This is a genomic window from Pseudomonas sp. FW305-70 (assembly GCF_058783925.1).
Map to the genome: position 1 here is coordinate 35,529 of NZ_JBYSYZ010000016.1, position 22,334 is coordinate 57,862.

24 protein-coding genes are annotated in these 22,334 nt (G+C 60.4%); 19 read left to right on the plus strand and 5 right to left on the minus strand.

The features are described from left to right. Window positions 1–95: 95 nt before the first annotated feature. Window positions 96–3,311: a ribonuclease E gene (rne, locus tag AC3WN7_RS14565; protein WP_095963752.1), complete on the minus strand. Its 3,216-nt coding sequence runs from the start codon at window positions 3,309–3,311 to the stop codon at window positions 96–98. A 702-nt stretch (window positions 3,312–4,013) separates the two neighbouring features. On the opposite strand from rne, the gene rluC reads away from it, so the two are divergent. The 3 genes from rluC to AC3WN7_RS14580 are packed head-to-tail and all read left to right on the plus strand — an operon-like array spanning window position 4,014 to window position 6,639. Continuing rightward, complete coding sequence (rluC, locus tag AC3WN7_RS14570) at window positions 4,014–4,976, plus strand: 23S rRNA pseudouridine(955/2504/2580) synthase RluC (RefSeq protein ID WP_102673877.1); 963 nt, start codon at window positions 4,014–4,016, stop codon at window positions 4,974–4,976. Then, window positions 4,963–5,625: an HAD-IA family hydrolase gene (locus AC3WN7_RS14575; protein WP_095963754.1), complete on the plus strand. Its 663-nt coding sequence runs from the start codon at window positions 4,963–4,965 to the stop codon at window positions 5,623–5,625. The genes rluC and AC3WN7_RS14575 overlap by 14 nt, the downstream gene beginning before the upstream one ends. Window positions 5,626–5,649: 24 nt before the next feature. Next, on the plus strand, window positions 5,650–6,639 hold the full coding sequence (locus AC3WN7_RS14580) for a S49 family peptidase (RefSeq protein WP_102673876.1): 990 nt from the start codon (window positions 5,650–5,652) through the stop codon (window positions 6,637–6,639). Between the two features lie 90 nt (window positions 6,640–6,729). Here the strand turns inward: AC3WN7_RS14580 and AC3WN7_RS14585 are convergent, their stop codons facing one another. After that, on the minus strand, window positions 6,730–7,308 hold the full coding sequence (locus tag AC3WN7_RS14585) for a Maf family protein (RefSeq protein WP_095963756.1): 579 nt from the start codon (window positions 7,306–7,308) through the stop codon (window positions 6,730–6,732). A 105-nt stretch (window positions 7,309–7,413) separates the two neighbouring features. On the opposite strand from AC3WN7_RS14585, the gene AC3WN7_RS14590 reads away from it, so the two are divergent. From AC3WN7_RS14590 to AC3WN7_RS14665, 16 genes are all read left to right on the plus strand, one after another. Next, window positions 7,414–7,941 (plus strand): YceD family protein, encoded by a 528-nt coding sequence (locus AC3WN7_RS14590; RefSeq protein WP_007942001.1) that lies wholly within the window; start codon window positions 7,414–7,416, stop codon window positions 7,939–7,941. A gap of 13 nt (window positions 7,942–7,954) precedes the next feature. Continuing rightward, entirely contained in the window at window positions 7,955–8,137 is a 183-nt protein-coding gene (gene rpmF, locus AC3WN7_RS14595) for a 50S ribosomal protein L32 (RefSeq protein WP_003179396.1), read from the plus strand. A gap of 4 nt (window positions 8,138–8,141) precedes the next feature. Continuing rightward, on the plus strand, window positions 8,142–9,152 hold the full coding sequence (gene plsX / locus AC3WN7_RS14600) for a phosphate acyltransferase PlsX (protein ID WP_102673875.1): 1,011 nt from the start codon (window positions 8,142–8,144) through the stop codon (window positions 9,150–9,152). Window positions 9,153–9,277: 125 nt separating this feature from the next. Continuing rightward, window positions 9,278–10,216 (plus strand): ACP S-malonyltransferase, encoded by a 939-nt coding sequence (gene fabD / locus AC3WN7_RS14605; RefSeq protein ID WP_007977053.1) that lies wholly within the window; start codon window positions 9,278–9,280, stop codon window positions 10,214–10,216. A 16-nt stretch (window positions 10,217–10,232) separates the two neighbouring features. Next, complete coding sequence (gene fabG / locus AC3WN7_RS14610; RefSeq protein ID WP_007977052.1) at window positions 10,233–10,973, plus strand: 3-oxoacyl-ACP reductase FabG; 741 nt, start codon at window positions 10,233–10,235, stop codon at window positions 10,971–10,973. Between the two features lie 196 nt (window positions 10,974–11,169). Further along, window positions 11,170–11,406: an acyl carrier protein gene (acpP, locus tag AC3WN7_RS14615; protein WP_003175607.1), complete on the plus strand. Its 237-nt coding sequence runs from the start codon at window positions 11,170–11,172 to the stop codon at window positions 11,404–11,406. A gap of 110 nt (window positions 11,407–11,516) precedes the next feature. Then, entirely contained in the window at window positions 11,517–12,761 is a 1,245-nt protein-coding gene (gene fabF, locus AC3WN7_RS14620) for a beta-ketoacyl-ACP synthase II (protein ID WP_095056620.1), read from the plus strand. Further along, entirely contained in the window at window positions 12,761–13,576 is an 816-nt protein-coding gene (gene pabC, locus AC3WN7_RS14625; protein ID WP_095963757.1) for an aminodeoxychorismate lyase, read from the plus strand. The genes fabF and pabC overlap by 1 nt, the downstream gene beginning before the upstream one ends. Before the next feature lie 3 nt (window positions 13,577–13,579). Continuing rightward, window positions 13,580–14,812: an endolytic transglycosylase MltG gene (gene mltG / locus AC3WN7_RS14630; protein WP_102673874.1), complete on the plus strand. Its 1,233-nt coding sequence runs from the start codon at window positions 13,580–13,582 to the stop codon at window positions 14,810–14,812. A gap of 19 nt (window positions 14,813–14,831) precedes the next feature. Beyond that, window positions 14,832–15,464, plus strand: a complete 633-nt coding sequence (tmk, locus tag AC3WN7_RS14635) for a dTMP kinase (protein WP_102673873.1) — start codon at window positions 14,832–14,834, stop codon at window positions 15,462–15,464. Then, entirely contained in the window at window positions 15,457–16,443 is a 987-nt protein-coding gene (locus tag AC3WN7_RS14640) for a DNA polymerase III subunit delta' (RefSeq protein ID WP_095963759.1), read from the plus strand. The genes tmk and AC3WN7_RS14640 overlap by 8 nt, the downstream gene beginning before the upstream one ends. Before the next feature lie 86 nt (window positions 16,444–16,529). Continuing rightward, window positions 16,530–17,315 carry a TatD family hydrolase gene (locus AC3WN7_RS14645; RefSeq protein WP_102673872.1) on the plus strand — a complete coding sequence of 262 codons (786 nt, stop codon included), beginning with the start codon at window positions 16,530–16,532 and terminating at the stop codon, window positions 17,313–17,315. A gap of 342 nt (window positions 17,316–17,657) precedes the next feature. Beyond that, window positions 17,658–18,296 carry a TetR/AcrR family transcriptional regulator gene (locus AC3WN7_RS14650; protein ID WP_007977040.1) on the plus strand — a complete coding sequence of 213 codons (639 nt, stop codon included), beginning with the start codon at window positions 17,658–17,660 and terminating at the stop codon, window positions 18,294–18,296. A 137-nt stretch (window positions 18,297–18,433) separates the two neighbouring features. Continuing rightward, on the plus strand, window positions 18,434–19,402 hold the full coding sequence (locus AC3WN7_RS14655; protein WP_095963761.1) for a GTP 3',8-cyclase MoaA: 969 nt from the start codon (window positions 18,434–18,436) through the stop codon (window positions 19,400–19,402). A gap of 171 nt (window positions 19,403–19,573) precedes the next feature. Beyond that, complete coding sequence (locus AC3WN7_RS14660) at window positions 19,574–20,182, plus strand: DUF4823 domain-containing protein (RefSeq protein WP_015096374.1); 609 nt, start codon at window positions 19,574–19,576, stop codon at window positions 20,180–20,182. Window positions 20,183–20,198: 16 nt separating this feature from the next. Further along, on the plus strand, window positions 20,199–20,759 hold the full coding sequence (locus AC3WN7_RS14665) for a DUF1285 domain-containing protein (protein ID WP_015096373.1): 561 nt from the start codon (window positions 20,199–20,201) through the stop codon (window positions 20,757–20,759). A gap of 64 nt (window positions 20,760–20,823) precedes the next feature. On the opposite strand, the gene AC3WN7_RS14670 is transcribed toward AC3WN7_RS14665, so the two are convergent. The 3 genes from AC3WN7_RS14670 to AC3WN7_RS14680 form a co-directional block, all read right to left on the minus strand. Continuing rightward, window positions 20,824–21,201 (minus strand): YgaP family membrane protein, encoded by a 378-nt coding sequence (locus tag AC3WN7_RS14670; protein WP_015096372.1) that lies wholly within the window; start codon window positions 21,199–21,201, stop codon window positions 20,824–20,826. Between the two features lie 80 nt (window positions 21,202–21,281). Next, window positions 21,282–21,752, minus strand: coding sequence for an RNA methyltransferase (locus AC3WN7_RS14675; RefSeq protein WP_007993783.1), 471 nt, complete (start codon window positions 21,750–21,752; stop codon window positions 21,282–21,284). Between the two features lie 192 nt (window positions 21,753–21,944). After that, on the minus strand, window positions 21,945–22,316 hold the full coding sequence (locus AC3WN7_RS14680; RefSeq protein WP_007944009.1) for a YajD family HNH nuclease: 372 nt from the start codon (window positions 22,314–22,316) through the stop codon (window positions 21,945–21,947). Window positions 22,317–22,334 lie beyond the last annotated feature (18 nt).

The following is a 22,334-nucleotide window of genomic DNA, read 5'->3' on the forward strand; positions in this document are numbered from 1 at the left end:
AGCAAGCCCGCTCCCACAAGGGATTGCGGTGAAGTCCGGATATAAAAAAGCCCCGCCTGGAATCACCAGGCGGGGCTTTTCAGTGGCCGATGGAATCAGGCGAGAGGTTTGGTCTCGTGCTCTTTTTCCAGGGCTTGCTCGTGTTGCTCTACCGCGTCCTGAACGGAACGCGGCGCTTCGTGGATCACCGACTCAGCCGGCTCGGCAACCACTTCGGCGGCCGGGGCAGGCGCTGCCTCAACCGCTTCAACCGGAGCCGCAGCGGCAGCCAGTTCAGCTTCCTTCTGCAGACGCTCGGCTTCACGCTTGCGACGACGCACTTCACGTGGGTCGTTAGGCGCACGGCCACTTGGCGTCAGGGCGCTGACAGGCGCGGCTTCGACGACCGGCGCAGGCGCTTGGGCAACGACCTCAGCTTCAACAGCAGGAGCTTCAACGACAGGTGCTTCAACCTCCGGCGCCGGGGCCGGTTCCGCGGCGGCCACTACCGGCTCGGAAACCATGGCTTCGGCCACTTGGGTCTCGGCAGCAGGCGCTGGTGTTTCAGCGACGGCTGGCTCGGCCACCCAGTTGAACGCCGTTTGCTCTTCACGCACTTCGCGAACGGTTTCAGTCACGGTCTCGACGACAGCTTCTGCAGCTACGGCAGGTGCTTCAACCACTGGAGCCGGCTCGGCAGCCGCTTCAACGGCAGGCTGAGCTTCTGGCGCTGGCGCCACTTCGATTTCCGGCGAGGCGGTGACTTCGACCGGTGTGGTCGCTTCAACGGCTGGAGCTTCAACCTGAGCTGCTTCCAGGGTCGCGGCAGTGGCGCGTTCGGCTTGCACATTGGCTTCAGCTTCGGCTGGAGCGCTGATCACGCTGCTGGCAACGGCTGCGGTGACAGCCAGGCCGGCGGCCAGATCGGCAGTGCTTGGCGCTTCAGCGTTTTCGCCGGACTCGGACTCTTCCGAACCTTCGATCACGTTGCCGTTGGCGTCACGCTGACGCTCGCGACGGTTGCTGCGACGACGCTGGCCACGGGAACGGCGGCGTGGACGATCGCCTTCGGCGTTTTCCTGACCCTCTTCCTGCAGTTGCTCTTCGTTGGTGGTCAGTTCTTCTTCGGCAGCGGCGGCGGCAGCTTGTTCGGCACGAGGCTGACGCTCTTCACGCGGTGGGCGTGGAGCACGCTCTTCACGTGGCTGGCGAGCTGGACGCTCTTCTGCGGTAGCAGCGGCGGCCGGAGCAGCCGGAGCGGCATCCAGAGGCTCGCGCAGTTCACGCACACGTTCTTCACGCTCGCCACGAGGCTTGCGATCTTCACGCGGAGCGCGCGGCGCACGTTCTTCACGAGGCGCGCGTGGTGCGCGTTCTTCGCGGGCTACTGCCGGCGTTTCTTCACGGGACTCGCGAGGCTCGCGCACTTCGCGTGGCTGACGCTCTTCACGCGGAGCGCGCTCTTCACGCGGTGCACGTTCTTCGCGAGGCTTGCGCTCTTCATCGCGGCGACCGTTACGGTTGCGGCTCTGCTGGCGACCGTTGCGACGCTCTTCGTTGCGGGCCGGACGCTCGGCGGCTGGCTTTTCAACCACAACCGGCGCGACAGGCTCTTCCTTGGTGGCGAACAGGCTCACCAGCGACTTCACCAAGCCTTTGAACAGGCTTGGCTCCGGCACGACGGCCGGAGCCGGGGCCGGAGCGGCAACTTCGGTCGGAACCGGAGCGTTGGCGCGGGCCGGAGCGGTCTTGACCGCGGCTTCCTGGCGAACCAGGGTGCGGGTCGCTGCGGCTGGCTGAACTTCTTCGACTTCGGCAGCGGCAGCGGCGATTTCGTAGCTGGACTGGTTGGTCGCCGCTTCCGGGCTGTCATCACGCAGGCGTTGCACTTCGAAGTGCGGCGTCTCAAGGTGATCGTTCGGCAGGATGACGATGCGGGCGCGGGTGCGCAGTTCGATCTTGGTGATCGAGTTGCGTTTTTCGTTGAGCAGGAACGCAGCCACCGGGATCGGCACTTGTGCACGAACTTCGGCGGTACGGTCTTTCAGGGCTTCTTCTTCGATCAGGCGCAGGATCGCCAGGGACAGCGATTCAACGTCACGGATGATGCCGGTGCCGTTGCAACGCGGGCAGACGATGCCGCTGCTTTCGCCCAGGGATGGACGCAGGCGCTGACGGGACATTTCCAGCAGGCCGAAGCGCGAGATGCGACCGACTTGCACGCGAGCGCGGTCGGCTTCCAGGCATTCGCGGACTTTCTCTTCCACCGCGCGCTGGTTCTTGGCAGGGGTCATGTCGATGAAGTCGATGACGATCAGGCCGCCGATGTCGCGCAGGCGCAACTGACGGGCGATTTCTTCGGCCGCTTCAAGGTTGGTCTGCAGCGCGGTTTCTTCGATGTCGCTGCCTTTGGTGGCGCGCGCCGAGTTGATGTCGATGGACACCAGGGCTTCGGTCGGATCGATCACGATGGAACCGCCGGAAGGCAGTTCGACGACGCGCTGGAAAGCGGTTTCGATCTGGCTTTCGATCTGGAAACGGTTGAACAGCGGAACGCTGTCTTCGTAGAGCTTGATCTTGCTGGCGTACTGCGGCATCACCTGGCGGATGAAGGTCAGGGCTTCGTCCTGGGCTTCAACGCTGTCGATCAGCACTTCGCCGATGTCCTGGCGCAGGTAGTCGCGGATCGCGCGGATGATCACGTTGCTTTCCTGGTAGATCAGGAACGGCGCGGCGCGGTCCAGCGAGGCTTCCTTGATGGCGGTCCAGAGCTGCAGCAGGTAGTCGAGGTCCCACTGCATTTCTTCGCTGCTGCGGCCAAGGCCGGCAGTGCGCACGATCAGGCCCATGTCGGCCGGGGCAACCAGGCCGTTCAGGGCTTCACGCAGTTCGTTGCGCTCTTCGCCTTCAATGCGACGGGAGATACCGCCGGCACGCGGGTTGTTCGGCATCAGCACCAGGTAACGACCGGCCAGGCTGATGAAGGTGGTCAGGGCGGCGCCCTTGTTGCCACGTTCTTCTTTTTCGACCTGAACGATGACTTCCTGGCCTTCGCTCAGGACGTCCTTGATGTTGACGCGACCTTCCGGGGCTTTCTTGAAGTATTCGCGGGAGATTTCTTTGAGGGGCAGGAAGCCGTGGCGCTCAGAGCCGAAATCGACAAAGGCAGCCTCAAGGCTTGGTTCGATGCGAGTAATCCGGCCTTTATAGATGTTGGCCTTCTTCTGCTCGCGTGCACCGGATTCGATGTCCAGGTCGTAGAGGCGCTGGCCATCTACCAGTGCAACACGCAACTCTTCGGGTTGAGTTGCGTTAATCAGCATTCTTTTCATGTAGTACCGTCGGTTTCCGGGCTGCCGGAAACGGCGTTCGGCACACACGACTTCTCACGGTCGGTGTCAGGTGCGTCGGGAGTGGTTGGCCATTTCCCGTGTCCAGCGAAGTCCGGCCAATGTGGGCCTTCATCGCGACGTACGCGTCCTGCTTGCTGTGGCTACTTAAGCACTCAGTCAGGAGGAGGAATCAACCAGCGGCTGTGGACGAGATGAAGCGTCTGGAGAAAGCCTGTTGCTACACAGTCCGGCGGTTGTGCATCTCCACCCTACACGTATCCCTGATAATTCGGGTGCTGCCGCGCGCAGAATCCGCAGCGGGTTGGCATTTACCGTGAGCTCCGAAAGGGGAGGTCACGCATCATGGCTAATTTAGGCGTTGTTTCCGATGCCTTCGCTCGGGGTCATTCGCAGCTGACTGCACTTTGTGAACTGGCCGTGAATATGGCTCGCAAAACGAGTGGAAAACTCTGCTTTGTGGCGTGATTCAGGCCTCATGTCACCTGCGCTCGTTACACCTGCAAACTCCACCGTTACGTAGCGAAAGCCCCGTAGGACGGCCTCGCGTCCTGGTGAATTGCGTTGGTCAGGGCCGGTTTTTGACCGTTGGTCCGCTGTCCAGGCCGCTTTTGGCGACGTTCGCGACTATAGCAGCAATGATTAAGTGCTTCAATTCCATAAAAAATTGTTATCATCCGCGGCATGACGACGACTACCCCCCCGACTCCAGGCGTACAACTGCTTGAGGTCTCGCCGGAATATGCCGGCCAACGTATTGATAATTTCCTTCTCGCCCGGCTCAAAGGCGTGCCCAAGACCTTGATTTACCGCATTTTGCGCAAGGGCGAAGTGCGCGTGAACAAAGGTCGGATCAAGCCCGAGTACAAGCTGCAGGCGGGCGATATCGTGCGCGTGCCGCCGGTTCGCGTGCCTGAGCGCGACGAGCCGGTGCCACTGGCACAAGGCCTGCTGCAGCGGCTCGAAGTCTCGATTGTCTTCGAAGACAAGGCCCTGATCGTGATCAACAAGCCCGCCGGCATTGCTGTTCACGGCGGTAGCGGCCTGACGTTCGGGGTGATCGAAGCCTTTCGTCAGTTGCGCCCCGATTGCAAGGAGCTCGAACTGGTTCACCGTCTCGACCGTGACACGTCCGGCCTGTTGATGATCGCCAAGAAGCGCAGCATGTTGCGTCACCTGCACACTGCGCTGCGCGGTGATGGTGTCGACAAGCGCTACATGGCGCTGGTCCGCGGTAACTGGGCGAGCTCGATCAAGCAGGTCCGTGCATCGCTGGGCAAGAGCAATCTGCGCTCCGGCGAGCGCATGGTCGAGGTCGACGAGGAGGAGGGCAAGGAGTCCGTGACCGTGTTCAAGGTCCTGCGCCGTTTCGGCGACTTTGCCACCCTGATCGAAGCCAAGCCGATTACCGGCCGGACTCACCAGATCCGCGTGCATACCTTGCACGCCGGGCATTGCATCGCTGGCGACACCAAGTACGGCGAAGAAGGTTTCAGCAAGGAAATCCGCGATCTGGGCGGCAAGCGCCTGTTCCTGCATGCCTACATGCTGACCGTGCCGTTGCCTGATGGCGGCGAGCTGAAGTTGCAGGCCCCGGTCGACGAGATGTGGGCCAAGACTGTGGAGCGATTGAGTGCGCCCATCTGATTACAAGCTGCTGATCTTCGATTGGGACGGCACGCTGGCCGATTCCATTGGCCGGATTGTCGAGGCGATGCATGTTGCCTCCCGGCGCTCCGGTTTTGAGCAGCGCGACGATTTTGCCGTCAAGGGCATCATCGGCCTGGGTTTGCCGGAAGCGATCCGCACCCTGTACCCCGAGATCGATGACGCCGAACTGATCGCGTTTCGCGAGCACTACGCCGAACATTACATTGCGTCGGAGGCCGTGCCTTCGCCGTTGTTCGAGGGTGTGGTCGAGTCGCTCGAGGCATTTCGTGCCGAGGGTTATCATCTGGCTGTGGCGACCGGCAAGGCCCGTCGCGGGCTGGATCGGGTGTTGAAGGCCCATGGCTGGGAGGATTACTTCGACATCACTCGTGCCGCCGACGAGACCGCCAGCAAGCCCCATCCGCTGATGCTCGAGCAGATTCTCGCGCATTGCGAGGTTCGCCCGGATCAGGCATTGATGGTCGGTGATTCGTCCTTTGATTTGCAGATGGCACGCAACGCCGGCATGGGGTCGGTGGCCGTAAGCTATGGCGCTCAATCGATCGATGCGTTGAGGCTGTATGAGCCGCGACTGGCCATCGACCGTTTTTCAGAATTGCACGCCTGGCTGAGTCAGCAGGCTTAACCGGTAGTTTTTGGGGTGGACGGCATGACCGACGAATGGAAGGCGCCCGCCAAGGCGAGCGCAGAGAGCGGTGACGACAAGAGCTGGAAGCTGCTGGAGAAGACGCTGCTGGCCAGTGTGCAGGAACAGCGTCGGTCCCGTCGCTGGGGGATATTCTTCAAGTCGCTGACTTTTGTGTATCTTTTCGGCGTTGTTGCTCTGTTTTCGCCGCTGATGGATATGGAAAAGGCCGCTACCCTCAGTGCCAATTACACGGCGTTGATCGATGTGACAGGCATGATTGCCGACAAGGAGCCGGCCAGCGCAGACAATATCGTTGGCAGCCTGCGCGCGGCTTTCGAGGACAAGAAAGTCAAGGGCGTCATCCTGCGTATCAACAGTCCGGGCGGCAGTCCGGTGCAGTCGGGTTATGTCTATGACGAGATCCGTCGCCTGCGCGGCCTGCATCCGGACACCAAGCTGTATGCGGTCATTTCCGACCTGGGGGCTTCCGGTGCTTACTACATCGCCAGCGCGGCGGATCAGATCTACGCCGACAAGGCGAGCCTGGTCGGCTCCATCGGTGTGACGGCGGCCGGATACGGCTTTGTCGGCACCATGGAGAAGCTGGGTGTCGAGCGTCGCACTTACACCTCGGGCGAACACAAGTCGTTTCTCGATCCGTTCCAGCCACAGAAGCCGGAAGAAACCGCTTTCTGGCAGGGTGTGCTCGATACGACCCACAAGCAGTTCATCAACAGCGTCAAGCAAGGGCGCGGCGATCGCCTGAAGGACAAGGAGCATCCGGAGCTGTTCTCCGGTCTGGTCTGGTCCGGCGAGCAGGCGCTGCCACTGGGGTTGATCGATGGGCTGGGCAATGCCAGTTCGGTTGCGAGGGATGTGATCGGCGAGAAAGAGCTGGTGGACTTTACCGTTCAGGAGTCGACATTCGATCGCTTCTCGAAAAAACTCGGCGCCAGCGTGGCTGAGCATCTGGCGATGTGGATGGGGTTTAACGGTCCGTCGCTGCGTTAAGTTGGCTTTAAGGTCAAAAGATCGCAGCCTTCGGCAGCTCCTGCACGCAGATCAACTGTGGGGGCTGCCGAAGGCTGCGATTTTTTGCTTTCAGGGTATTTGCACGCCTTCGGCCAGCAACATGTCGATCAGGCGAATCAGCGGCAGGCCGATCAGGCTGGTGGCGTCAGGACCCTCGGTGCTGCGAAACAGGCTGACACCCAGGCCTTCGGCCTTGAAGCTGCCTGCGCAATCGTAGGGTTGCTCGGCGTGCAGGTAGCGCTCGATGCGGGTGGCGTCGAGTGTGCGCATGTGTACGGTGAACGGCACGCAATCGACCTGGCAGTGCCCTGTCCGGCTGTTGAGCAAGGCCAGGGCGGTCAGGAATGTCACGCTGGCGCCGCTGGCGGCCAGCAGTTGTTCGCGGGCTTTTTCGAAGGTGTGGGGCTTGCCGATTATCCGCTCTCCCAGCACGGCGACCTGGTCGGAGCCGATTATCAGATGAGCGGTATGGCTGGCGGCCAGGGCGCGCGCTTTCTCTTCGGCAAGGCGCTTGACCAGCGCGATGGCGGATTCGCCCGGGCGATGGCTTTCGTCGATATCCGGCGAACTGCAAGTGAATGGCAGTTGCAGGCGGGCCAGCAATTCCCGGCGATAGACCGAGCCGGAAGCGAGTAATAAAGGCAGCATGCGCATCTCCATAAGGCAGGTGCGAATTCTAGCGAGGCTTCCAAGTGACGGACAGGGCTGAATTTCCTTTGACATGGGCGGGTGCATCCCTATAATGCTGCGCCTATGTTGAATGACCCGATTCCACCTCACGTTGACCCGCGCAAATTGGCTGATCGTGGCACCACCCTTCAAGGTGAAATGCTGCTGGCCGATTTGGAGAGACTCTGCGACCCGCTTTCCGACAATGTCGGTACGGTGCAGGCTAAATTCGTTTTTGAACGAGATGAACGTAAATCTGTGGTCATCCACAGCTTTATCGACACTGAAGTCAAAATGGTTTGCCAGCGTTGTCTTGAGCTGGTCACCCTGCCGATCCATAGCGAATGCAGTTACGCTGTGGTGAAGGAGGGTGCGAATACCCAGTCGTTGCCGAAAGGTTATGACGTGCTGGAACTGGGCGAAGATCCATTGGATCTGCAGTCACTGATCGAGGAGGAGCTTCTGCTCGCCTTGCCCATTGTGCCTGCTCATCATCCGGAAGAATGCCAGCAGCCGGCGGGAGCAGATGAGCCCGAACCGAGCGAGGACGAGGTAACGCGGTCCAACCCGTTCAGTGTATTGGCGCAGTTAAAGCGTGACCCAAACGTTTAGGAGTTAATCAATTATGGCTGTTCAGCAGAACAAAAAATCCCGCTCTGCCCGTGACATGCGCCGTTCGCACGACGCTCTCGAGGCTAGCACCCTGTCTGTAGAAAAAACCACCGGTGAAGTTCACCTGCGTCACCACGTATCGCCAGAAGGCGTATACCGTGGCCGTAAAGTGATCGACAAGGGCGCTGACGAGTAATCACTTGTCCGCTCAAGTCATCGCGATTGACGCAATGGGCGGGGACTTCGGTCCCCGCAGCATTGTTCAGGCCAGCCTTGCTTGCCTGTCCGCTACACCCTCGCTGCACCTGACCCTCGTCGGTCAACCCTCCCTTCTTGAAGAATTGATCGCTGGCCATTCGGCTGTGGATCGCGCGCGTCTGTCGATTGCTCCGGCGAGCGAAGTCATTGGCATGGACGAAAAACCCGCCCAGGCCTTGCGAGGCAAGCCCGACTCATCGATGCGCGTGGCCCTTGAACTGCTGCGCGACGGCAAAGTCCAGGCCTGTGTCAGTGCCGGCAATACCGGTGCGCTGATGGCGTTGTCGCGATTCGTGCTCAAGACCCTGCCGGGCATTGACCGTCCGGCCATGGTGGCGGCGATCCCGACACAAAAGGGTTACTGCCAATTGCTCGACCTGGGCGCCAACGTCGATTGCAGTGCCGAGCATCTGTTGCAGTTTGCGGTCATGGGCTCGGTGGCGGCACAGACGCTGGGTATTAGCCGTCCACGGGTGGCATTGCTGAACATCGGCACCGAAGACATCAAGGGCAATCAGCAGGTCAAGCTGGCGGCGACTTTGTTGCAAGGCGCCCGGGGCATCAATTACATCGGCTTTATCGAGGGCGACGGTTTGTATCGTGGCGAAGCGGATGTGGTGGTGTGTGACGGTTTTGTCGGCAACATCCTGCTCAAATCCAGCGAAGGCCTGGCGACCATGATTGCCGGGCGCATCGAGGCGTTGTTCAAGAAGAACCTGGCCTCACGTGCGGTCGGCGCGCTGGCGCTGCCGTTGATGAAGCGCCTGCAGGCCGAACTGGCGCCTGCCCGGCATAACGGCGCGAGCTTTCTCGGCTTGCAGGGGATTGTGGTGAAGAGCCACGGTTCTGCCGGGGTCCAGGGTTTCCAAAGCGCCATTTCGCGCGCCATGATCGAGATTCAGGAAAACCTTCCCGAGCGCCTGCACGGTCGTCTGGAGGATTTGTTGCTTTAGGCGTTTTCGTCGGACAATGCTTAAATGTGACCGCTTGGTTCGATGGGCCATCCAACTGTCAGTTTCTTGCGTCCCCAAAGCGGGGCGCCATTTCTCCGACGACAAGATCATTAGGGGCTTGTTACATGTCTGCTTCCCTCGCATTCGTCTTCCCGGGACAGGGTTCGCAGTCCCTCGGCATGCTGGCCGAGTTGGGCGCACAACATCCGGTTGTCCTTGAAACATTCAAAGAAGCTTCCGATGCACTGGGTTACGACCTGTGGGCACTGACCCAGCAAGGGCCGGAAGAGCAACTCAATCAAACCGATAAAACCCAACCGGCCATTCTGACCGCCTCGATCGCCCTGTGGCGTCTGTGGTTGGCCGAAGGTGGTGCGCGTCCGGCCTACGTCGCCGGGCACAGCCTGGGTGAATACAGCGCGCTGGTGGCAGCGGGCAGCCTGAGCCTGGGCGACGCGGTGAAACTCGTCGAGCGTCGTGGCCAACTGATGCAGGAAGCCGTTCCGGCCGGGCAGGGCGGCATGGCTGCCATCCTGGGGCTGGACGATGCCGACGTACTGGCAGCCTGTGCCGAAGCGGCGCAAGGCGAAGTGGTCAGCGCGGTGAATTTCAACTCGCCGGGCCAGGTGGTCATCGCCGGTGCCAAGGCTGCGGTTGAACGCGCCATCGAAGGCTGCAAGGCGCGTGGTGCCAAGCGCGCCATGCCACTGCCGGTCAGCGTGCCGTCCCACTGCGAGCTGATGCGTCCGGCTGCTGAGCGTTTCGCCGAATCGATCGCCGCGATCAATTGGCAGGCGCCACAGATTCCTGTGGTCCAGAACGTCAGCGCCGAAGTGCCGGCCGATCTGGAAACCCTCAAGCGTGATCTGCTCGAACAGCTGTACAAGCCCGTACGCTGGGTCGAATCCGTACAGGCGCTGGCTGCCAGGGGCGCGACCAATCTGGTCGAGTGCGGCCCGGGTAAAGTGCTGGCCGGTCTGAACAAGCGTTGCGCCGAAGGCGTATCGACATCCAACCTCAATACCCCAGATGCCTTCGCTGCCGCCCGTGCAGCGTTGGCCTGAATCAGGAGAAGCTTGCATGAGTCTGCAAGGTAAAGTTGCACTGGTCACCGGTGCAAGCCGTGGCATCGGCCAGGCTATCGCCCTGGAACTGGGTCGTCAGGGCGCCATCGTTGTCGGTACCGCGACTTCCGCGTCGGGTGCCGAGCGTATTGCCGCGACCCTGAAGGAAAACGGTATTCAGGGCACCGGCCTGGAACTCAATGTCACCAGTGACGAGTCCGTGGCGGCGGTCCTGGCGAGCATCCAGGAGCAGTTCGGTGCGCCGGCGATCCTGGTCAACAATGCCGGTATCACCCGCGATAATCTGATGATGCGCATGAAAGACGACGAGTGGCACGACGTTGTCGATACCAATCTGAACAGTCTGTTCCGCCTGTCCAAGGGCGTTTTGCGTGGCATGACCAAAGCCCGTTGGGGCCGAATTATCAGTATTGGTTCGGTTGTGGGTGCCATGGGCAACGCAGGCCAAGTAAACTACGCTGCCGCCAAGGCCGGTCTGGAAGGTTTCAGTCGTGCATTGGCGCGTGAAGTCGGTTCGCGTGCGATTACGGTAAACTCGGTGGCCCCAGGGTTCATCGATACCGATATGACCCGTGAACTGCCCGAGGCGCAGCGTGAAGCCTTGCAGACGCAGATTCCGCTGGGTCGTCTGGGGCAGGCTCAAGAGATCGCGTCCGTGGTCGCTTTTCTTGCGTCGGACGGTGCGGCTTACGTTACCGGAGCTACAATCCCGGTGAACGGCGGGATGTACATGTAATTCAAATGTGACGGATTGCTTCAAAAAAATGTCATACGAGCTGTCTAAAATCCGTTATAAAGCTGCAATCTATTTATAGGCAGAGGGTCACCGGGTTCGAGGAGTGAAGCTTTCAGTTGAAAAGCTGAAAAGCCTTTCTATACACTTACCCACTGGCCAGCTGCCTGAATTTGTCCATTAGGAGTGAAAACAAGGTATGAGCACCATCGAAGAGCGCGTCAAGAAAATCGTTGCTGAGCAACTGGGCGTTAAAGAAGAAGAAGTGGTCAACACTGCTTCCTTCGTTGAAGACCTGGGTGCCGACTCCCTTGACACCGTTGAGCTGGTGATGGCTCTGGAAGAGGAATTCGAGACCGAAATCCCTGACGAAGAAGCCGAGAAGATCACTACTGTACAAGCTGCAATCGACTACGTTACCAGCCACCAGGCGTAATAGTTTGTAATCGTTGCTCGCTGTCATGGAAAAACCGCACTGCCATCATGGCGTGCGGTTTTTTCTTTAGGCCTGATGCAAAGTCGTCATTTGAAAAAAAGGAGAGTGCTGTGTCGCGTAGACGCGTCGTAGTCACCGGTATGGGTATGTTGTCGCCACTGGGCACGGATGTGCCGAGCAGCTGGCAGGGCATTCTGGCTGGCCGCAGTGGCATTGGTCTGATCGAACACGCCGACCTTTCTGCCTATTCCACCCGTTTTGGCGGCTCGGTAAAGGACTTCAATGTCGAGGAATACCTGTCGGTCAAGGAAGCCCGCAAGCTCGACCTGTTCATTCAATACGGTCTGGCCGCAGGTTTTCAGGCGGTGCGCAACGCCGGTCTGGAAGTCACCGACGCCAACCGCGAACGCATCGGCGTGGCCATGGGCTCGGGTATTGGCGGTCTGACCAATATCGAAGAAACCGCCCGCACGCTGCACGAGACCGGCCCACGACGGATTTCCCCGTTTTTCGTGCCAGGCTCGATCATCAATATGATTTCCGGTTTCCTGTCCATCCATCTGGGGGCACAGGGGCCTAACTACGCCATCGCCACGGCCTGTACCACCGGTACCCACTGCATTGGCATGGCAGCCCGCAACATCATGTACGACGAAGCCGACGTGATGATTGCCGGCGGCGCCGAGATGGCGGCCTGCGGTCTGGGCATGGGTGGCTTCGGTGCCTCGCGCGCGCTGTCGACCCGCAATGACGAGCCGACCCGCGCCAGCCGTCCATGGGACAAGGGCCGCGACGGCTTCGTGCTGTCCAATGGTGCCGGTGCGCTGGTTCTGGAAGAGCTGGAACATGCCAAGGCCCGTGGTGCGACCATCTACGCCGAACTCATTGGCTTCGGCACCAGCGGCGATGCCTACCATATGACTTCGCCACCTGCCGATGGCGCGGGTGCTGCCCGCTGCATCACCAATGCGCTGCGCGATGCGAAGATCAATGGCGATCAAGTGCAGTACATCAACGCCCACGGCACGTCGACTCCCGCAGGCGATCTTGCTGAAGTCAATGCGATCAAGTCGGTGTTCGGCGAGCATGCCTACAAGCTGGCCGTCAGTTCGACCAAATCCATGACCGGCCACCTGCTGGGTGCGGCGGGCGCGGTCGAGGCGATCTTCAGCGTGCTGGCCATCAACAGCCAGGTAGCGCCGCCGACCATCAACCTTGATGAGCCGGACGAAGGCTGCGACCTCGATTTCGTGCCGCACACCGCGCGCAACATGGATATCGATGTGGTCGTGTCCAACTCCTTCGGTTTTGGCGGCACCAACGGCTCGCTGGTGTTCCGCCGGTTCGCAGGCTGATGGACTGCTGGGTCGACGGTCAGCCGGCTGACGCTTTGTCGCTGAAGGATCGCGGCCTGGCTTATGGCGATGGTCTGTTCGAGACCATCGCTGTGCGCAACGGGAAGCCGGTGTTGCTGGAGCGGCATCTGTCGCGTCTGGCGGATGGCTGCTCGCGTCTGGCGCTTGCTGCCGATCAGGAATTGATCCGCAGCGAACTGCTGGCCTACGCAGCGCTACTGGGTGGCGGGGTGCTCAAGCTCATTCTCACCCGCGGCGACGGTCTGCGCGGTTACGCGCCCGATCCTTCGGCCCAGGCTCGACGCATTCTGCAAGGCAATCCACCTGCGGCTTATGCTGCCGCGCATGGCGAGCAGGGTGTTCGACTGTTTCCTTGCGCCACCCGATTGTCCAGGCAGCCATTACTGGCCGGCCTCAAGCACCTGAATCGACTTGAACAAGTCCTCGCCCGTGCCGAATGGCAGGACACCGAGCATGCCGAAGGCTTGATGCTCGATCAGGCCGGGCGCGTGATCGAAGGCGTGTTCAGCAATTTGTTCCTGGTGCGTGACGGTGTGCTCATCACGGCTGACCTCAAGCGCTGCGGCGTGGCCGGCGTGATGCGTGCCGAACTATTGTTTCAGGCCGGGTCGCTGGGAATTCCCACGCAAATCACCGATATCCCCCTCGAACAGCTGCAATGGGCTGACGAAGTCTTTGTCTGCAACAGCGTGTATGGTATCTGGCCGGTACGTGCCTATGCTGCTCTTCACTGGCCGGTTGGGCCGCTCACCCGTAAACTCCAAACCATTGCCCGTGTGCTACTGGATGCTTGATACGTGAGACGTAAACTCTTGCTGCTGCTGGAAACCGGAGTGGTTCTGGCAGGGCTGCTGATGGGTGCTTCAGCCTGGAAAATTCATTCGGCGCTGGTACAGCCGCTGAACATTGCCCAGGAACAATTGCTGGATGTGCCCAAGGGCACCACGCCGACCCGCACCTTCTACCGACTCGAAGCCAATGGTGTCATCAAGGACGCCTTCTGGCTGCGCGTGTATTGGCGCTTCAATCTCGGCAAACAACCCCTGCACAGCGGTGAGTATCGCATGCAGCCGGGCATGACCGTCGAAGGCCTGATCGACCTGTGGAAGCGCGGGGAAATGGTTCAGTACAGCCTGACTCTGGTCGAAGGCTGGAATTTCCGCCAGGTTCGCGCAGCGCTGGCCAAGGAAGAGAAGCTTGATCATAGCCTCGACGGTTTGAGCGATAGCCAGGTCATGGACAAGCTGGGCCACACCGGGATTTTTCCGGAAGGGCGTTTCTTCCCTGACACCTATCGTTACGTGCGCGGCATGTCCGATATCGAACTGCTGAAAACCGCCTACGACCGCCTCGACGAAGTGCTCGCCAAGGAATGGCAGCAGCGCTCTTCCGATGTGCCGTACACCGAACCCTACCAGGCGCTGATCATGGCTTCGTTGGTGGAAAAGGAAACCGGCGTGCCGCAGGAGCGTGGGCAGATTGCCGGCGTGTTTGTGCGACGCATGGCGATGGGCATGCTGCTGCAGACCGACCCGACGGTGATCTATGGTCTCGGCGACCGCTACAGCGGTAAGCTGACCCGGGCTCACCTCAAGGAGTCGACGCCCTATAACACCTACATGAATGCGGGCTTGCCGCCGACGCCGATTTCCATGGTCGGTCGCGAAGCCATCCATGCGGCGCTCAATCCGGTGGAGGGCAACAGCCTCTACTTCGTGGCGCGTGGTGATGGCACTCACGTGTTCTCCGACGACCTGGATGCCCACAACAATGCCGTGAAGGAGTTCCAGCTCAAGCGTCGCGCCGATTACCGCTCCAGCCCGGCGCCCACTGCCACGCCAGAGACAGCGCCGATCCAGACTGAGCAAAACGGTACGCAGGAGGCCAAGGCTTCGCAGGAGCAGGCACCGATCCCGGCCGCTTCACCGAACACGGCTCTCGAGGCGCTGCCGCCAGTGCCGGCGCAAGATCCTGCGCCAGCTCCTGAAGCACCGGAACCCGATGCCAACGCACCGAAAAGCCCGCAATGACTCTGACTAAGGACTGCCTGTGACTGGCTTGTTTATTACTCTGGAAGGCCCGGAAGGCGCCGGCAAGAGCACCAATCGAGAATACCTGGCCGAGCGCTTGCGCGCCGCCGGCATCGAGGTGGTGCTGACCCGCGAGCCGGGGGGCACGTCGTTGGCCGAGCGTATCCGTGAGGTGTTGTTGGCTCCCGTCGACGAAGTCATGAACCCGGATACCGAGTTGCTGTTGGTGTTCGCGGCGCGTGCCCAGCACCTGGCAGAAGTGATTCGCCCGGCGCTGGCCCGCGGTGCCGTGGTCCTGTGTGATCGTTTTACCGATTCGACTTACGCCTACCAGGGCGGCGGCCGTGGCTTGTCGCTTGAGCGCATCGCGGCTCTGGAAACCTTCGTTCAAGGCGATCTGCGCCCGGACCTGACACTGATTTTCGATCTGCCTGTCGAGGTGGGTCTGGCCCGCGCCAGCGCACGCGGCCGCCTGGATCGCTTCGAACTCGAAGGCCGGACCTTTTTCGATGCCGTACGCCATGCGTTCCTCAAGCGGGCCAAGGCGGATCCGGCGCGTTATGTGCTGGTCGATGCGGCCCAACCCTTGGCACAGGTTCAGCAATCGCTGGATGCCTTGGTGCCGCGCCTGCTGGAGTTGAGCCGTGGCTGAGGCCTATCCGTGGCAGGAAAACCTCTGGCAGCACCTGGCGGGGCGCGCGCAGCACGCGCACGCCTACCTGCTGCATGGCCCGGCCGGGATCGGCAAGCGGGCACTGGCCGAGCGCCTGATGGCCAGCTTGCTGTGTCAGCGCCCGACGGCGCTGGAGGCCTGCGGCGAATGCAAGTCCTGTCTGCTGCTCAAGGCTGGCAGCCACCCGGATAATTACATCCTTGAACCGGAAGAAGCCGACAAGGCGATCAAGGTCGATCAGGTTCGCGATCTGGTCGGTTTCGTGGTGCAGACCGCGCAGTTGGGTGGACGCAAAGTGGTGTTGATCGAGCCGGTCGAGTCGATGAACATCAACGCCGCCAACGCCTTGCTCAAGAGCCTTGAAGAACCGTCCGGCGATACGGTTTTATTGCTGGTGAGCCATCAGCCGAGCCGCTTGCTGCCCACCATCAAGAGTCGCTGTGTGCAGCAGGCCTGTCCGCTGCCGGGCGAGGCCATGAGCTTGAAGTGGCTGGCCCAGGCATTGCCGGAATGTTCCGAAGAGGAGCGCGTCGAGTTGCTGACGCTGGCCGCCGGTTCGCCACTGGCGGCGGTCAATCTCCAGGCCCAGGGCGTGCGTGAGCAGCGCATGCAAGTCGTGGAAGGGGTGAAGAAACTCCTCAAGCAACAGCAGTCACCGACGCAACTGGCCGAAGAATGGAAAAACATTCCGATGTTGCGCCTGTTCGATTGGTTCTGCGACTGGTCGAGCCTGATCCTGCGCTATCAGTTGACCCAGGACGAAGCCGGCCTCGGCCTGACCGACATGCGCAAGGTCGTGCAATACCTGGCGCAGAAAAGCGCCCAGGGCAAAGTCCTCGATATCCAGGACTGGATCCTCGCCCAGCGACAGAAAGTCTTGAGCAAGGCCAACCTCAATCCGGCCTTGCTGCTGGAGGCCTTGCTGGTGCAATGGGCGTCGTTGCCTGCCCAAAGATGACTGCCTGCGCCTAGACTCTGAGTATCAGTATCCGAGTATCAGTACCCCGGACCGTCCCACCCATTCGATGTAAGTTGCAGCCCTTTATGCTCGTAGATTCCCATTGTCACCTCGATCGCCTCGACCTGGCCGCCCACGACGGCTCCCTGGATGCTGCCCTGGATGCTGCCCGGCAGCGCGGGGTAGGGCACTTTCTGTGTATCGGTGTCAGCGCGGACAACGCGGCCGACGTCAAAGCCCTGGCCGAGCGTTATGACGACGTCGACTGCTCGGTGGGCGTGCACCCTCTGGATGTACAGCCCGGTGCCGCGCCGGCGCTGGACTGGCTGTTGCAGGAGCTCAATCACCCGCGTGTGGTCGCCATCGGCGAAACCGGCCTCGATTACCACTACGAGCCGGAAGCGGCGCAGTTGCAGCAGGAATCCTTTCGCCTGCACCTGCAAGCGGCGCAGCAGACCGGCAAACCGGTGATCATCCACACCCGCGGGGCCCGCACCGATACCCTGGACTTGCTGCGCGAAGCGGCATTGCCCCAGGCGGGCGTATTGCACTGCTTTACCGAAGACTGGGACATGGCGAAGGCTGCGCTGGACATGGGCTATTACATTTCCTTGTCCGGGATTGTCACTTTTCGCAATGCCGATGCGTTGCGCGATGTGGCCAGCAAAGTGCCGGCCGACCGCTTGCTGGTGGAGACCGATTCGCCCTACCTGGCGCCGATTCCCCATCGCGGCAAGCCAAACCTGCCGCAGTACGTGCGTGAAGTAGCGGAATTTCTGGCAATGTTGCGCGGTGAACCCTACGAGCGGTTTGCCGAGCAGACCACGGCCAATTTCAAGCGGCTGTTCCCGCTGGCACACGTAAAAGGTTAAATCGCAGGCAAAAAAAACCCGGGTTCTGGGGGGTGAATCCGGGTTAAGACCATTAGGAGTAAAACAATGGCACGCGGTCCGTTGGTACCAATATCGGCGTGACACTTGGGGGAGATGCCCCGCCGACAGTTCAAGTATTGATCAGGATTGCGCCTAGTCCAGTTTGCTGGTCAGGGTTTTTAAACAAATTTGGAATACGTGCGCTTCGGAAGAGTTCTCATCAACCGGCAATCGTGCGCGGAATGACCGGAAAGCGCAGATATGGTCGGATGATCCGTGCATTTTTGCGTAAGTTAGGCATAATACGCGGCTTCGAATTTTGACCCCGACAGACCTTTTCTTATGCATAAAGAACCTCGTAAGGTCCGTGAGTTTCGTCGCCGCGAGCAGGAAATTCTCGATACCGCGCTAAAGCTGTTCCTCGAACAAGGTGAAGACAGTGTCACCGTCGAGATGATTGCTGATGCCGTCGGTATCGGCAAAGGCACGATCTACAAGCATTTCAAATCCAAGGCGGAAATCTATCTGCGCCTGATGCTCGACTACGAGCGCGATTTGAATGCACTGCTGCATTCGGCCGATGTCGACAAGGACAAGGAAGCCCTGTCCCGGGCCTACTTCGAATTCCGCATGCGCGATCCACAACGCTATCGCCTGTTCGACCGCCTCGAAGAGAAAGTGGTCAAGGGCAACCAGGTGCCGGAGATGATCGAGGAGCTGCACAAGATCCGTGCCTCGAACTTCGAACGCCTGACCCTGCTGATCAAGGGCCGGATCAGCGAAGGCAAGCTGGAAGACGTGCCACCTTACTTCCACTACTGCGCGTCCTGGGCGCTGGTGCACGGTGCCGTCGCGCTGTATCACTCGCCGTTCTGGAGCAATGTGCTGGAAGATCAGGAAGGTTTCTTCCAGTTCCTGATGGACATCGGCGTGCGCATGGGCAACAAACGCAAGCGCGATACCGACACTTCCGGTAGCTGAGCCATTCAGTTGCCTTATTGCGCCATGATTTCGCTACTTGGCGCAGTACCGCAGGAATATACTCAGGTAGAGGACTTGCTAAAACTTGATTTCTGAGTCAAGTTTTAGTGGCCCGATATTCTTCCGCCGGAGTGACCATGATCGTTGACCGTCAAGGCAGGCGTTTTCGCAACTTGCGAATCAGTCTGACCTCTGCCTGCAATTACGCCTGTACCTACTGCGTGCCCAACGGCAAGCGGCTGGTGGCTGCGCAGGATGAATTGTCGGCCGAAGCGATGGCACGCGGCGTGGCTTATCTGATTGAAGCGGCAGGGATCGAGCGTCTGCGTATTACCGGTGGCGAGCCGCTGGTCAGTCCGAAACTCGAAGCCTTCATGACGGCGGTCGGGCAGATGGGCCTGGAAGACATCAGCCTGACCACCAATGGCCAGCTGCTGGCGAAGAAACTGCCGCTGCTGGTGGGCGCCGGCATTCGGCGCCTCAACGTTTCCCTCGACACGCTCGACGCCAGTGCGTTCCGCGGCATTGCCCGGGGTGGCGACCTGGCCACCGTGCTAAACGGCATGAGCGAGGCCAGTGCGGCCGGCATGAAGATCAAGGTCAACATGGTGCCGCTGCGCGGGCAGAACCTTGATCAAGTGATGCCGCTGCTCGACTACTGCCTGGAGCGCGGTTATGAACTGCGCTTCATCGAGCTGATGCGCATGGGCCACCTGGCCAACGACTCCAATGCGTTTTTGCAGCAGTTCGTCAGCCTCCAGCAATTGCTGAGCCTGATCGGCGAGCGCTATGAATATCTGCAGGCCGATGCCCCGGTCGATGCAACGGCGGTTCGTTATGAAATTCCCGGCCAGGGTTACTTCGGCGTGATCGCCAACGAAAGTGTGCCGTTCTGCCGGACCTGCTCGCGACTGCGCTTGTCTTCCACCGGGTGGCTGCACGGCTGCCTGTCGTCGAGCAATCGCCATTACATCGGCGACCTGCTGGACAAACCGCGTCACCAGGCGCTGCCGGCCTTGCAGAGACTCCTGGTGAAAGCCTTGGGGGACAAGCAGGAAGTGGCGTTCTCCGGCGGCGCGACCGTCATGAAGATCATCGGCGGCTGATCGGGCCTCATCGCGGGCAAGCCACGCTCCCACAAGGTTGTGCATAAATCCTGTGGGAGCGTGGCTTGCCCGCGATTGCGTTTGATCAGGCAACGATCAACTTGAGCTGGCGCAAAAGCTGCATCCTACGGCCATTCGCCGGTTTTCCGACACCGGCCTCTGGAGGATAGGATGCGTAGCCTGGTTTTGCTGCTGGCCGTTTTGGCACTTGGTGGCTGCATGAACGTCAGCGATATGGCCGAAGGGACTCGTTACCATATGAGCGATGCGGGGTTGCTCGATCACAGTGACAGCCGTCGCGTAAACAACCTGCGCATTCAACCGGATTCGTTCGTCTACATTGCCCAGGGCGCTTTCATGCCGCCGGGCAGCGCCGTTTATCCACGGCCCAATGTGATTGCCGAAGTCGCGTTCGATGGCTTCGTCGAATACTTCCCGATGGTACGCCGTGCCCGCACGCCGGAAGGCCTCGACCAGGCCATGGGCGAAGCCCGTGCCGCCGGTGCGCACTATCTGCTCTACACCCGATTTGCCAAGTCGGACGACCGTATCGGCAACTCGGACGAATGGCTGGATCAGGAAGCCCTGGATCGCCTCGGGATCGACAGCGGTATGATTCAGATCATGTTGATCGAGACCAGCACCCAGTATTTGATTGATACTGCGACCATCAAGAGTCGTGGTGGTTTACTGACGTTCCACGATAAAAAACCCGAAGACCTGATGGGCCCGCCGCTGGAGCAATATGCGCGCGGCCTGCTGGGGCTCAGCGACCAGTAACTTCAAGGAGAACGCCATGAGTGGCCCGCAAAAAGCCAACGATTTGCTGGGGCAAATCCCCAAGACCAAAGGCTTGCCGCCGGTGCACCTGTGGAATCCCGATTTCTGCGGCGACATCGATATGCGCATCGCCCGGGACGGCACCTGGTATTACTTGGGCACGCCGATCGGGCGCAAGCCGATGGTCAAGCTGTTCTCCACCATCATTCGCCGTGACGGCGATGATTATTTTCTGATTACCCCGGTGGAAAAAGTCGGCATCAAAGTCGACGATGCGCCGTTCGTGGCGATTGCGGTGGACGTGGAAGGCGAGGGCGAGGCGCAGGTGCTGCGCTTTACCACCAACGTCGATGAAACCACCGAGGCCGGTGCCGGGCATCCGTTGCGCGTAGTGATCGATCCCGACACGCAGGAGCCAGCCCCTTACGTACACGTGCGCAGCAATCTTGAAGCCTTGATCCATCGCAATGTGTTCTATCAACTGGTAGAGCTGGCGGTGAGCCGAGAGATCGACGGCCAGCGTTGGTTAGGCGTGTGGAGTGGTGGAGAGTTTTTCCCCATCGGCCTCGAACCCTGACGCAAAACCCTGTGGGAGCGAGCCTGCTCGCGACAGGTCTATCAGCCTCACCGAACGATCCGGATCAAACCCCGGCTTTCGGCGACTTCAAGGAATCATTACCTGTCACGGTTGCAGTTTTGGTCGCCGCCTCGGCATTGGCCTTCAACTGGCTCAGTTCCTCACCGGCGCGCTGGATTTTCGCCCGCACGTTGTTCATGTCCTGACGGCTTTTCTCCAGCAGGCTTTTCGCCGAACTGTGGCCGGTAATGCCGCGCGCCAGGGCTACGCCGCCGATGGCCACCTGGATCAGGCCGAAGATCCCGCCACGACGCAGGCCCTTGCCCACCATCACCACGCCGCCGGCCAGGGAGCCGATGCGTTCCCAGCCCTGCACGTTCTGTTCGGAAGGGCTCTGGAAGGGGGTGGATTCGATACGCTCGACGCGTTTGAGTTCGCTCATGGTCTGTCTCCAGGCTTCAGTGATCGTTAGTCAAGCTGACCACCGTGGCGGGCAGCTCGTTCAATCGAATGTGCGGCGAATCAGCGGAATTTTGGTCCGGAGCGGGTATTGAGCCCCTTGGACATGCGGTCATAGAGCACGACGTTGACCGTGGCGGCCAGGTTCATGCAACCGGTGGTCGGAATGTAGACCACGTCTTCGCACCAGTCGCGAATCTCCTTATCCAGCGAGCCGTCTTCCGGGCCGAAGATGTAGAGCGCGCGATCCGGGTGGGTGTATTCCGGCAGAGGGCGGGCACCCTCAACCAGTTCCACGGCGACGGGTACACAATTGAGCGGCAGGATTTTCTTCAGGTCATCGATGCCGATCAGCGGGATGTCGTAGTGCACGCGCTTGGTATCGGTGACGAAGTCGGCGGCGCGCTCATAGCGCTTGCCGGTGTAGAACACCGACGCCACGCCATAACAGCCAGCGGCGCGCATCACCGAACCGACGTTCTCCGGTGACTTGGGGTTATACAAACCAATGCAGCTGTACCGTTTGTCTGCCACGAGCGGGGTGCCTTTCGGGAAAAAAGCGCGATTATACGGGGATTGGGCGGCAGTGGTCAGTTCGGAGATTGGCGGTGTAGCTGAGGCCGCCTTCGCGAGCAAGCCCGCTCCCACATTTGATCTGCGTCGTACACAAAACCAATGTGGGAGCGGGCTTGCTCGCGAAGGGGCCGGTTCAGCTACCGAAGTACTTCAGTCTTCTTTTTTCATGAGACCCGCCAACGCCGCAAACGGGTTGTGCGTAGCCTTGGCGATTTTCGGCGTGCTCAGCGAGCCTTCGCCGAAATACTGCTGGTCGGTATAGCGCGAGTGTTCGTTATCGTGGCAGTACAGGCACAACAGCTCCCAGTTCGAGCCGTCCTGCGGGTTGTTGTCGTGGTTGTGGTCGCGGTGGTGCACGGTCAGTTCGCTCAGGCGCTTGCCAGAGAACTCACGGGCGCAGCGGCCACAGACGTGCGGGTACATCTTCAGGGCCTTGTCGCGGTAGCCCATTTCCTTGTCGCGCTGGTTGTCGGCGAGGATGCGATCCAGCTTGGAGGTGTTGGTCGGGGTGGACGAACTCATGGGTTCACCTTTGTAGAA